This window comes from Chitinophagales bacterium (assembly GCA_017303835.1).
In the GTDB taxonomy this organism is placed as follows: Bacteria; Bacteroidota; Bacteroidia; order Chitinophagales; family Chitinophagaceae; genus JAFLBI01.
Genome location: JAFLBI010000001.1, coordinates 340484 through 351117 on the forward strand (window position 1 = coordinate 340484; position 10634 = coordinate 351117).

Genomic DNA, 10634 nt, shown 5'->3' on the forward strand with positions numbered 1-10634 from the left:
TCCGCGTAATCAGTGTAATTAGTGTAATCTGTACAATCCGTGAAATCCGTGCTATCGGAGTTCCATCCATCGTTGCACGTATTTACCCAGTATATCAAATTCCAGATTCACTGTATCGCCAGCTTGTAATCGATGAAAGTTGGTGTGTTCGTACGTGTATGGAATAATCGCAACAGAAAAGCGATCCTTCCCCACATTGAAGCAAGTGAGGCTGGTGCCATTGATGGCGATAGAGCCTTTTTCAATAATCAGGTGGCCGAAATTTCCTGTAAACGTAAAGTCATATTGCCAGCTGCCATCCATTTCTGTCACCTTGGTGCAAGTGGCTGTTGTGTCCACATGTCCTTGCACAATATGTCCGTCTAAGCGTCCATGCATGGTCATGCATCTTTCCAGGTTCACCACAGCACCTACTTGCAGGCTGTCCAAATTTGATTTCTGCAAGGTTTCAGCAATGGCGGTCACCTGGTGAGTATTGCCATTATTGGCTTCCACTGTTAGGCAAACCCCATTATGGCTAACACTTTGATCCACAGCTAACTCTGTTGAAATGGGGGACTGTATATGAAAAGTTTTATTGGTGCCCTGTGTCGTAATGGCTTCAATGATGCCCAGGGTTTCGATGATTCCGGTAAACATGCTGCAAATTACGGTGCAACGGCAAAATTGTAATGAATTTGGAATTTTCATGCAGGTCAGTATCTTTGCAGCCCATTTATTCACCCAAATTACCTGAGGAGGTATATTAGTTATGCTGATTATTGACTCTAAAGACTGCGAGAATATCGACAAGGCGCTCAAGAAGTACAAGAAGAAGTATGAGAAGAGCAAAACGTTGTTGCAGCTGAGATCACGTCAGGCTTTCGTGAAGCCTTCTGTGAAGCGTAGAGGCGAGGTTTTGAAAGCTATCTACAAGCAGCAGATTGCCAGCGGAAAGATCGAGGCATAATTTCTGCCTTTATCACAATAAAATTCAGCAGTCAGAGGTTTTACCTTTGACTGCTTTTTTTATGTCAGAATACCAGCAAAGTCAGATTCAGCCCTTTTTGGATTATCTGCGTTTTGAACGCCGGTATTCGCGTCATACGATCATCTCTTACGAAAATGATCTAACCCAGTTTTTCGATTACCTCGTGACCGATTTTGGTGGGGTAGAGCCTGCACGTATCAATGCCGCAATGATTCGTAGTTGGCTGGCTTCTTTGAAGGGGGATGCGATGAGTGCCAAGACCATCAATCGAAAGATATCTGCGCTCAAATCTTTTTTCAAATTCCAATTACGTGAGGGTAAGATTGCTCAATCACCCATGACAACAATTGTATCACCTAAGGTGAGCAAGCGTTTACCCATGTATGTGGAAGCCAAGGATATGGATACCTTATTGCAGCATGTAACATTTCCTGATGATTGGCCCGGTAAGACAGATCGGTTGATTATTCAGTTGTTTTATGCAACAGGCATGCGTTTGAGTGAGTTGGTTGGATTGAAGTTGGATTATGTAGATGTAGCACAAAAGCAAATCAAAGTATTGGGAAAGGGCAATAAGGAAAGGCTGATACCCGTAGCACCAGCTTTATTAGAAGCGATCAAAGATTATATTCAAAACAGACCAGCAACAGCGAATGATCAACCTTTTGTATTTGTTAATGAAAAGGGGAAGCAGCTGAATAGTCGAACTGTTTATGCCAGTATCCGTAAATACTTGTCTTTGGTAACTACGATTGAGAAAAAGAGTCCGCACGTTCTGCGACATAGTTTCGCCACCCATCTGATGAATAATGGTGCAGATCTGAATGCGGTGAAGTCTTTGTTAGGCCACAGTAGCTTGGCTGCCACGCAAGTTTATACGCACAATTCCGTAGAAAAGCTAAAAGAAATCTTTCGTAAGGCGCATCCCAAAGCCTGATTGTCTGCCACTTGTAAAATTCTACCAAAATTATTCGGCATTTCTTCCAAATAAAGCCAATTTGTATTAACTTAAACGTCCCAAGCAAATCGAGCTGAACAAAGTTCTTTCACATATTTTCATCACTTCCTAAAACGTGAGTTGCTATGAACGTAAACATTCAATCTGTGCGCTTTGATGCCGATGTTAAATTGGTTGAGTATGTAACACGTAAACTTCAAAAACTGGATACTTTTCATGACAAAATTCTGAAAGTGGATGTCTACCTGAAGTTGGATAACGTGGTACATAACATCAAGGATAAGATCGTTGAAATCAGGGTGCATGTACCGAGGCATGATTTCTTTGTGAAAGCATCCTCGAAATCATTTGAAGAATCTTTCGATAGCGCATTAGATTCTCTGGTTAACCAGATAAAAAGAAAAAAAGAAAAGCTTGCCGCATAAGCGTAGAAACCCTGCCTCAACCAAACTGTTGGGGCAGGGTTTTTTTATGCAGTTTCGTGTTGCCTGAAATGCTTTCATAGCGTGGATTTGCGCAAGTTGCCGACAGGCGTGAAAAAGTAGCAGAAAATTTTCTTTTCAAAATTTTGCTGATTGACATTTTCCATTACCTTTGCCATCCCAAATTTTTGGGGAGAGTTCTTTTTTGCACGCTGAAAATCAAAGCTGTGTAGAGATTTAATAGGCCACTTTAGCTCAGCTGGTAGAGCAGCTGATTTGTAATCAGCAGGTCGTTGGTTCGAGTCCGACAAGTGGCTCTGAGGGCAGTTTCCAGAGCGGCCAAATGGGGCGGACTGTAAATCCGCTGTCTTTCGACTTCGGTGGTTCGAATCCACCACTGCCCACAGTTCTTTGTTTGAAAATCAGGGAAACCTGATTTTTCGCGGGAGTAGCTCATTTGGTAGAGCGATAGCCTTCCAAGCTATAGGTGGCGAGTTCGAGCCTCGTCTCCCGCTCTATAAGTTCTTGGAAAAGGAGTTGTGGCGAGTCCTGACGCTTTGGTCAGGATGCTGACAAGTTTTACTTCGTTAGCATTCGAGCCTCGTCTCCCGCTCTATAAGTTCTTGGAAAAGGAGTTACGGGCGAATCCTGACGCTTTGGTCAGGATGCTGACAAGTTTACTTCGTCAGCATTCGAGCCTCGTCTCTCGCTCGGTATATGACAGGTGAGGGAGGCGGCGCAGAGGTGCTGAAGCTACTAGGTCAGCTGTCACGGATCTAATGCCGTTGTAGCTCAGTGGTAGAGCACTTCCTTGGTAAGGAAGAGGTCGTGAGTTCAATTCTCATCAACGGCTCAATTAAGGCGAAAGCCTTCGATGAAAAAAGCTATGGTCAATGGGCAAATGCTTGTTGACAGCGATTATAAACAACAATAAAACCGATAAAGATGTCTAAAGAGACCTTTAAGAGGGAGAAACCTCACGTAAACGTTGGTACCATTGGCCACGTTGACCATGGTAAAACAACCTTAACTGCAGCCATCACAGACGTACTGTCTAGAAAAGGTCTGGCTCAGAAGAAGAACTATGACGAAATCGATGGTGCTCCTGAAGAAAAAGAGCGTGGTATCACCATCAACACTGCACACGTTGAGTATCAGACTGACAACCGCCACTATGCGCACGTTGACTGTCCTGGTCACGCCGACTATGTGAAGAACATGATTACTGGTGCTGCTCAGATGGACGGTGCTATCCTGGTAGTTGCTGCTACAGATGGTCCTATGCCTCAAACAAAAGAGCACATCCTGCTTGCTCGTCAGGTAGGTGTACCTCGTATCGTTGTATTCATGAACAAAGTTGACCTGGTTGACGATCCTGAATTGCTTGACCTGGTTGAAATGGAAATCCGTGAACTGTTGAGCTCTTATGGCTTCGACGGTGACAATACACCAATCATCAAGGGTTCTGCTACCGGCGCTCTGGCTGGTGACGAAAAGTGGGTTCCTTGCATCACTGAACTGATGGATGCTGTTGACAGCTACATCCCACTGCCTCCACGTCCTATCGATCAAGCTTTCTTGATGTCTGTAGAAGATGTATTCTCTATCACTGGTCGTGGTACAGTTGCTACAGGTCGTATCGAGCGTGGTATCATTAAAGTAGGTGATCCTGTTGAAATCGTAGGTCTGATGGAATCTCCATTAAACTCTACTGTAACAGGTGTTGAAATGTTCAAGAAACTGTTGGATCGTGGTGAAGCTGGTGATAACGCTGGTTTACTGCTCCGCGGTATTGAAAAGAAAGATATCCGTCGTGGTATGGTTATCTGCGCGCCTAAGTCTATCACTCCACACACTGAATTCAAGTGTGAAGTATACGTACTGAGCAAGGAAGAAGGTGGTCGTCACACACCATTCTTCAACAAGTATCGTCCTCAGTTCTATTTCCGTACTACAGACGTAACCGGTGAGGTTGAACTGCCTGCAGGTACTGAGATGGTAATGCCTGGCGATAACGTATCTCTGACTGTTAAGCTGATCTCTCCGATCGCGATGGAAAAGGGTCTGAAGTTCGCTATCCGTGAAGGTGGTAGAACAGTAGGCGCCGGTCAGGTTACTGAGATCATCAAATAAGCTTTAGCTGAAAAGCTTTTGCTTTAAGCAAATGAAAACCATACATTTGCAACATACTCTAAAAGCTGTCCCGGTCAATCGGGGTAGCTTTTAGCTTTCTACGGGTATAGTTCAATGGTAGAATAGCGGTCTCCAAAACCGTTGATCAGGGTTCGAATCCTTGTACCCGTGCCAATAAAAACGGTCTGCATTTGCAGGCATAAAATGCGAATATGAATAAAGTCGCCACCTATTTTAAAGAGAGCTACCGCGAATTGCTCGAGAAAGTAACCTGGCCCACTTGGAGCCAATTACAACAGAGCACGGTGATTGTACTGGTAGCTACTATCATCATCACCGCGATGGTATGGTTGATGGACTTTGGCAGCAACCAGTTGCTGAAGCTCATTTATTCATTATTCAAGTAAGCGGATCATGGAAGCTGCAGTACAACAACAAGAAACAAAATGGTACGTACTCCGTGTAGTGAGTGGTAAGGAGCGTAGCGTAAAGGAGTACCTCGATAAGGATATTAGCCGTAGCGGTTGGACGGAAATCATCAAGCAGGTTTTCCTGCCAATGGAGAAGGTTTACAAAGTGCAGAACGGTAAAAAAGTAATGCGCGAGAAAAACTATTTTCCTGGTTATGTGATGCTGGAAGTAACCGATGGTAAACTCACAGATGATATCGTACAGCATATCAGCAATATCACCAACGTGATGCACTTTCTTACAGATGGTAAAGGCTCTAAAGGCAATATCATCTCACTGCGTAAGAGTGAAGTAAATAAGATGCTGGGTCGCGTGGATGAAATGAACGACCAGGGTGCAACCATGAGTGAACCATTCATCGTAGGCGAAACCATCAAGATTATTGAAGGTCCGTTCAATGATTTCAATGGTGTGATTGAAGAAGTAAACGACGAAAAGAAGAAGCTGAAAGTAACCGTGAAAATCTTCGGTCGTTCAACACCAGTAGAATTGAACTACATGCAGGTAGAAAAATTGAGTTAATATTTCTACCGTTAATAAATTTCAAGCCGCAACATCGTTTGCGGCTTTTATTTTTGCTGTACAAACAAAGAATATGAAACAATTATTGAGTCTGATGGCGGCATTGTTGATTACAACAATCGCAATGGCACAGCCACCTCAGGGACCTGCCGATAGTGGCATGCATTTCGGTGAGAAAGTAAGTAAAGAAGGTGCATTCTCAGTAGATGAACTTGGTAATAAAATGGGCAAGACTGCGAAAATGGACGTAAAGATTACCGGAAAAGTGTCTGAAGTATGTACAAAAGAAGGTTGCTGGATTCGTGTAGCAACTAAAGATGGCAATATGATGGTGAAGATGAAGGACCATAAGTTTCTGGTTCCTGTTTCACTGAATGGTAAGGAAGTGGTGATTGAAGGTGTGGCTGAGCAAAAAGTCACTACTGTTGAGCAACTCCGCCACTATGCAGAAGATGCGGGCAAGTCGAAAGCAGAAATAGAAGCGATTAACGCACCAAAGAAAGAGATCGTGGTGCAGGCGAAAGGCCTTTTGGTTCTGTAAATCAATTAGTTGAGTGATATCGCTGCCCTGGCTCAGTCCGGGGCAGATTTTTTTAGATAAGTCTTTGTGAATCTGCGGAAAGCAACTACCTTTGCCGTCCCAAAAAGTTCTTTCGAAGAAGAATGATTACAACTGTCAGCAATGACGGTTTGGGAGTTCGCAGATAATCTGTGAACGTTAACACCAAAAATTGTATTCAAAATGGCAAAAGAAATCTCCGGCTTCGTGAAGCTGCAGGTGAAAGGCGGTCAAGCCAACCCTGCTCCTCCCGTAGGTCCAGCGCTCGGTTCTAAGGGCGTAAACATCATGGAGTTCTGCAAGCAGTTTAATGCAAGAACTCAAGACAAGATGGGTAAAGTAGTACCCGTTCTCATCACAGTTTATTCTGACAAGTCTTTCGACTTCATCATCAAGACAGCACCTGCTGCCGTTCAGTTGATGGAAGCAGCTAAGATCCAGAAGGGTTCTAAGGAAAGCAACCGTGCCAAAGTTGGTAAGGTTACCTGGGCTCAGATCGAAGTGATCGCTAAAGACAAATTACCAGACATGAACTGCTTCACTGTAGAAAGCGCTATGAAAATGGTTGCTGGTACAGCACGTAGCATGGGTCTGAACGTAGAAGGTAAAGCTCCTTGGGAAAACTAATTATTCACCTTAAATCATAACAACAATGTCTCTGACTAAAAAAAGAAAAGTTGCTGAAACAAAGGTGGATAAGAATAAGCATTATTCCCTGAAGGATGCAGCTACACTCGTAAAAGAAATTAACTGTACAAAATTTGATAGCTCTGTTGACCTGCACATTCGTTTGGGTGTTGATCCAAAGAAAGCAGACCAGCAGGTTCGTGGTACGGTGACTCTGCCACATGGTACTGGTAAAACCAAGCGTGTATTGGTACTTTGTACTCCTGACAAGGAAAACGAAGCAAAGAACGCTGGTGCTGACCATGTAGGTCTGGATGAATTCATCACCAAGATCGAAGGCGGTTGGGTAGATATCGATGTCATCATCGCTACACCATCTGTAATGCCTAAGATTGGTAAGCTGGGTAAAGTACTCGGCCCCCGTAACCTGATGCCAAACCCTAAAACAGGTACTGTTACCAATGATGTAGCAGCAGCTGTGAATGAGGTGAAGGGTGGTAAGATTGCGTTCAAGGTAGATAAAGCTGGTATCGTGCACGCTTCAATTGGCCGCGTATCATTCGCGCCTGAGAAGATTGCTGAGAACAGTACTGAACTGATCAACGCTATCCTGAAGCTGAAGCCTTCATCTGCAAAAGGTACTTACCTGAAAGCAGTAAGCATGGCCAGCTCAATGAGCCCTGGTATTACTTTGGACACCAAAGCATTATCTAACTAATCCTGGTGATCCCTGCTTGCAGGGAAATGACCCGGGTACTATAAAAATTTAGTTATGACTAAAGAACAAAAGAATGAAGTGATTGAGCTGCTGAAAGAAAAGTTTGCTCAATACAACAACTTCTATATCACAGACACAGAATCACTGAGCGTAGAGCAGGTGGGTAAACTGCGTCGTGCTTGCTTTGATAAGCAGGTAGAAATGAAGGTGGCTAAGAACACCCTCATCAAAAAAGCACTGGAATCTCTGGATGCAGAAAAATATGCTGGCGTATACGATGCTCTGCATAACGTAACAGCCCTGATGTTCTCTGAGAATCCAAAAGAGCCTGCATTGATCATCTCTTCTTTCCGCAAGGAAAGCAACGGTGATAAGCCTCTGTTGAAAGCGGCTTTCATCAACGGTGATGTATATGCTGGTGATAACAACCTGAAGACACTGACTCAGATCAAGACGAAGAACGAATTGATCGGCGAAGTGATTGGCTTGTTGCAGTCTCCTGCTAAGCGTGTACTGGCTGCTTTGTTGCACCACCACGAGAAGCAGGCTGAAGGTGCAGCTGCTGAGTAATTAAGTAATCCCAAGCTTCCGAGGATAAGAGGAAGCATATTCCATAACCTTCCGCCGGAGTTGTAACAGACCATGAAGGCGGTTTCTAAAAACAAAACATATGGCAGACATTAAAGCATTAGCCGAACAACTGGTTGGCTTAACAGTAAAAGAAGTACAGGAATTAGCAGACGTGCTGAAAGCAGATTACGGTATCGAGCCTGCTGCTGCTGCAGTAGTAGTAGCTGCTGGTGATGGTGGTGGCGCTGCAGCTGCTGCTGAGAAGACAGCTTTCGATGTAATCCTCGTTAGCGGTGGTGCTTCTAAATTGAACGTAGTTAAAATCGTTAAAGAATTGACTGGTCTTGGTCTGAAAGAAGCCAAGGATCTGGTTGACGGTGCACCTAAGCCAGTTAAAGAAGGCGTAAGCAAGGCTGAAGCCGACGAACTGGTTGCTAAGCTGAAAGAAGCTGGCGCTGAAGTTGAAATCAAGTAATTTCTTGACGATACACATTCTAGCCCCGACGTTTACCGTCGGGGTTTTTTATTTGCCACCATCATCATCGTTCATCACGCAAAAAAGGCCATTCAAATACCGGCTGCTTGCTTTTTTGTAAACGGTGAGGCGATAAGGATTGAAATGGCTAATTTTCTGCTCTAAATCGTTTACATGAAAAAAGTCCTGCCTTTTTTATTTGCAGCTGCGATGATTGGTTGCAAAAACGACGGAGCTAAATCCATCACATTCGATGTGGCTGGTATGGATACCAGTGTGCATCCCGGGGATGATTTCTTTCGCTATGCCAACGGCGGTTGGATGAAGCAAACTAAGATACCTGATGACCAGAGTGGTTGGGGTAGCTTCTATACGCTCTATGAAGAGAACCTGAAAAAGATGCATGAAATTTTGGAAGACCTTTCCAAGAAGAAAGATCATCCAAAGGGTAGTGCTGAACAAAAAGTAGGTGATTTTTATGCAAGCGGCATGGATACTGCTGCCATTGAAAAAGCAGGGTATACACCATTGCAACCCATGCTGGCAAAAATTGATGCAGTCAAAGATTATAAAGAACTGCTCCAACTTTTGGCAAGCAGTGCCAAGGAAGGTGATGGCGATTTATTGGGTATGTATGTAGGTGCTGATGAGCGCAATAGCACTAAGAATATTCTGGTGCTTTATCAGACTGGTTTATCCTTGCCTGAAAAGGATTATTATACCAAGACAGATTCCATTACGGTGATGCAGCGCAATAAGCTGGTACAACACATTGCAGCTTATTTCAAATTAACTGGTATGGATGCGGCGAAAGCTGATGCAGCCGCAGCTACTGTATTGAAATTGGAAACAGCCATTGCCGCTTCGCATCTGACGCCAGTAGAGCAGCGTGATCCGGTGAAGAATTACAACAAAATGTCTGTTGCAGATTTGGATAAAATAGCACCCAATCTGTCTATTGCGCAGAACTTAAACCTGATGGGTATTCAAACAGATAGTGTGAATGTGTCTCAGCCTAAATACTATCAGGCTTTGAGTAAACTGCTCGCATCTGAATCTATTGATGCATGGAAAGCGAAAGTTCGTTATGATTATATTTCATCAAACGCTTCTTTACTCAGCAAAGCGTTCCGCGATGAACGTTTTGAATTCAATAAAATCTTCTCCGGAGCATCCAAGCAGCCCGAACGTTGGAAACGCATGGTTGATATGACGGATGGTAGCTTACGCGATCTGCTGGGCGAAGTATTCGTTAAGAAATACTTCCCACCTGAAGCCAAACAAAGAATGGATGAATTGGTGAGCAATTTGCAGAAAGCATTTAGCAAGCGAATCAATGCGCTGGATTGGATGAGTGATTCTACCAAGCAGCGTGCACAGGAAAAACTCAATGCATTTATACGTAAGATTGGCTATCCTGATAAATGGAAATCATTTGATGATGTTGAAATCAGTCGCGATAATTTCTATGCCAATATGCGTAGTGTAGCCAAGCATGATTGGAAAGAAATGATTGGCAAGATTGGTAAGCCAGTTGACAAAACAGAGTGGGGGATGACAGCGCCAACCGTGAACGCTTATTACAATCCAACATTTAATGAAATCGTCTTCCCAGCGGGTATCCTTCAATTCCCCTTCTTCAATATGAGTGCTGATGATGCAGTGAACTATGGTGCTATCGGTTTGGTAATCGGTCATGAAATGACCCATGGCTTTGATGACCAGGGCCGTCAGTATGATGCGCAGGGTAACCTGAAAGATTGGTGGACAGCCAAGGATGCGGATTTATTTAAGGGTAAAGCCGCTAAAGTGGTAGATCAGTATAACAAGTTTGTGGTGTTGGACAGCCTTCATGTAAATGGAGAGCTCACTTTGGGCGAAAATCTGGCCGATTTTGGCGGTTTGGCCATTGCCTGGGATGCTTTCCAGCTGACCGAACAAGCCAAATCCACCGATAAAATCGATGGATTTAGTCCGGCCCAACGCTTTTTCTTGGGTTATGCCCAGGTTTGGCGCCTGATCAACCGTCCGGAAACCATGCGTACCCGTATCACCACAGACCCGCATTCACCTGAAGAAGCCCGTGTAAACATCCCTCTGAGTAATTTTGAGCCTTTTTATCAGGCTTTTGGGGTGACAGAAAAGCATAAACTATTCAGACCGGCAGCAGATAGGGCCAGAGTCTGGTAAAACCAGCCTTTTTCCAACA

Annotated in this window: 13 protein-coding genes and 5 tRNA genes; 17 read left to right on the forward strand and 1 reads right to left on the reverse strand. The window is 44.1% G+C overall.

Translation table 11 applies throughout. From position 1 onward, the window contains the following. Positions 1-51 precede the first annotated feature (51 nt). Positions 52-639: a riboflavin synthase gene (locus J0L83_01565; GenBank protein ID MBN8663234.1), complete on the reverse strand. Its 588-nt coding sequence runs from the start codon at positions 637-639 to the stop codon at positions 52-54. Between the two features lie 112 nt (positions 640-751). Here J0L83_01565 and J0L83_01570 point away from each other — a divergent pair, with 112 nt between their 5' ends. From J0L83_01570 to J0L83_01650, 17 genes are all read left to right on the forward strand, one after another. Then, the gene (locus tag J0L83_01570) at positions 752-949 is read left to right on the forward strand and encodes a 30S ribosomal protein S21 (GenBank protein MBN8663235.1); all 198 of its coding nucleotides are present in this window, start codon (positions 752-754) and stop codon (positions 947-949) included. A 61-nt stretch (positions 950-1010) separates the two neighbouring features. Continuing rightward, positions 1011-1907 carry a tyrosine-type recombinase/integrase gene (locus J0L83_01575; GenBank protein ID MBN8663236.1) on the forward strand — a complete coding sequence of 299 codons (897 nt, stop codon included), beginning with the start codon at positions 1011-1013 and terminating at the stop codon, positions 1905-1907. Between the two features lie 146 nt (positions 1908-2053). Further along, on the forward strand, positions 2054-2353 hold the full coding sequence (locus J0L83_01580) for a ribosome-associated translation inhibitor RaiA (protein MBN8663237.1): 300 nt from the start codon (positions 2054-2056) through the stop codon (positions 2351-2353). Between the two features lie 241 nt (positions 2354-2594). Further along, positions 2595-2667 (forward strand) — tRNA-Thr (locus J0L83_01585). Positions 2668-2671: 4 nt separating this feature from the next. Continuing rightward, positions 2672-2754: transfer RNA gene (locus J0L83_01590), tRNA-Tyr, on the forward strand. A gap of 38 nt (positions 2755-2792) precedes the next feature. After that, positions 2793-2865, forward strand: a tRNA-Gly gene (locus J0L83_01595). A 266-nt stretch (positions 2866-3131) separates the two neighbouring features. Further along, positions 3132-3203 (forward strand) — tRNA-Thr (locus J0L83_01600). Between the two features lie 92 nt (positions 3204-3295). Continuing rightward, positions 3296-4483: an elongation factor Tu gene (gene tuf, locus J0L83_01605; protein MBN8663238.1), complete on the forward strand. Its 1188-nt coding sequence runs from the start codon at positions 3296-3298 to the stop codon at positions 4481-4483. A 100-nt stretch (positions 4484-4583) separates the two neighbouring features. Then, positions 4584-4657 (forward strand) — tRNA-Trp (locus J0L83_01610). A 38-nt stretch (positions 4658-4695) separates the two neighbouring features. Continuing rightward, positions 4696-4890: a preprotein translocase subunit SecE gene (gene secE, locus J0L83_01615; GenBank protein ID MBN8663239.1), complete on the forward strand. Its 195-nt coding sequence runs from the start codon at positions 4696-4698 to the stop codon at positions 4888-4890. 7 nt (positions 4891-4897) lie between these two features. Further along, the gene (gene nusG / locus J0L83_01620) at positions 4898-5476 is read left to right on the forward strand and encodes a transcription termination/antitermination factor NusG (protein ID MBN8663240.1); all 579 of its coding nucleotides are present in this window, start codon (positions 4898-4900) and stop codon (positions 5474-5476) included. Positions 5477-5549: 73 nt separating this feature from the next. Beyond that, entirely contained in the window at positions 5550-6017 is a 468-nt protein-coding gene (locus tag J0L83_01625) for a DUF4920 domain-containing protein (protein ID MBN8663241.1), read from the forward strand. Positions 6018-6218: 201 nt separating this feature from the next. Beyond that, positions 6219-6662 (forward strand): 50S ribosomal protein L11, encoded by a 444-nt coding sequence (rplK, locus tag J0L83_01630; protein ID MBN8663242.1) that lies wholly within the window; start codon positions 6219-6221, stop codon positions 6660-6662. A 25-nt stretch (positions 6663-6687) separates the two neighbouring features. Further along, on the forward strand, positions 6688-7380 hold the full coding sequence (locus J0L83_01635; protein ID MBN8663243.1) for a 50S ribosomal protein L1: 693 nt from the start codon (positions 6688-6690) through the stop codon (positions 7378-7380). A 54-nt stretch (positions 7381-7434) separates the two neighbouring features. Beyond that, positions 7435-7950 carry a 50S ribosomal protein L10 gene (locus J0L83_01640; protein MBN8663244.1) on the forward strand — a complete coding sequence of 172 codons (516 nt, stop codon included), beginning with the start codon at positions 7435-7437 and terminating at the stop codon, positions 7948-7950. Between the two features lie 100 nt (positions 7951-8050). Then, positions 8051-8425 carry a 50S ribosomal protein L7/L12 gene (gene rplL, locus J0L83_01645; protein ID MBN8663245.1) on the forward strand — a complete coding sequence of 125 codons (375 nt, stop codon included), beginning with the start codon at positions 8051-8053 and terminating at the stop codon, positions 8423-8425. 174 nt (positions 8426-8599) lie between these two features. Next, complete coding sequence (locus J0L83_01650) at positions 8600-10615, forward strand: M13 family metallopeptidase (protein MBN8663246.1); 2016 nt, start codon at positions 8600-8602, stop codon at positions 10613-10615. Positions 10616-10634 lie beyond the last annotated feature (19 nt).

Excerpts from the sequence above, each read along its gene's own strand:
- rplK (MBN8663242.1), top strand. The coding sequence starts at position 6,219 with ATGGCAAAAGAAATCTCCGGCTTCGTGAAGCTGCAGGTGAAAGGCGGT.
- nusG (MBN8663240.1), top strand. The coding sequence starts at position 4,898 with ATGGAAGCTGCAGTACAACAACAAGAAACAAAATGGTACGTACTCCGT.
- J0L83_01625 (MBN8663241.1), top strand. The coding sequence starts at position 5,550 with ATGAAACAATTATTGAGTCTGATGGCGGCATTGTTGATTACAACAATC.
- J0L83_01565 (MBN8663234.1), bottom strand. The coding sequence starts at position 639 with ATGTTTACCGGAATCATCGAAACCCTGGGCATCATTGAAGCCATTACG.
- secE (MBN8663239.1), top strand. The coding sequence starts at position 4,696 with ATGAATAAAGTCGCCACCTATTTTAAAGAGAGCTACCGCGAATTGCTC.
- tuf (MBN8663238.1), top strand. The coding sequence starts at position 3,296 with ATGTCTAAAGAGACCTTTAAGAGGGAGAAACCTCACGTAAACGTTGGT.
- J0L83_01580 (MBN8663237.1), top strand. The coding sequence starts at position 2,054 with ATGAACGTAAACATTCAATCTGTGCGCTTTGATGCCGATGTTAAATTG.
- J0L83_01570 (MBN8663235.1), top strand. The coding sequence starts at position 752 with ATGCTGATTATTGACTCTAAAGACTGCGAGAATATCGACAAGGCGCTC.
- J0L83_01640 (MBN8663244.1), top strand. The coding sequence starts at position 7,435 with ATGACTAAAGAACAAAAGAATGAAGTGATTGAGCTGCTGAAAGAAAAG.
- J0L83_01635 (MBN8663243.1), top strand. The coding sequence starts at position 6,688 with ATGTCTCTGACTAAAAAAAGAAAAGTTGCTGAAACAAAGGTGGATAAG.
- rplL (MBN8663245.1), top strand. The coding sequence starts at position 8,051 with ATGGCAGACATTAAAGCATTAGCCGAACAACTGGTTGGCTTAACAGTA.
- J0L83_01650 (MBN8663246.1), top strand. The coding sequence starts at position 8,600 with ATGAAAAAAGTCCTGCCTTTTTTATTTGCAGCTGCGATGATTGGTTGC.
- J0L83_01575 (MBN8663236.1), top strand. The coding sequence starts at position 1,011 with ATGTCAGAATACCAGCAAAGTCAGATTCAGCCCTTTTTGGATTATCTG.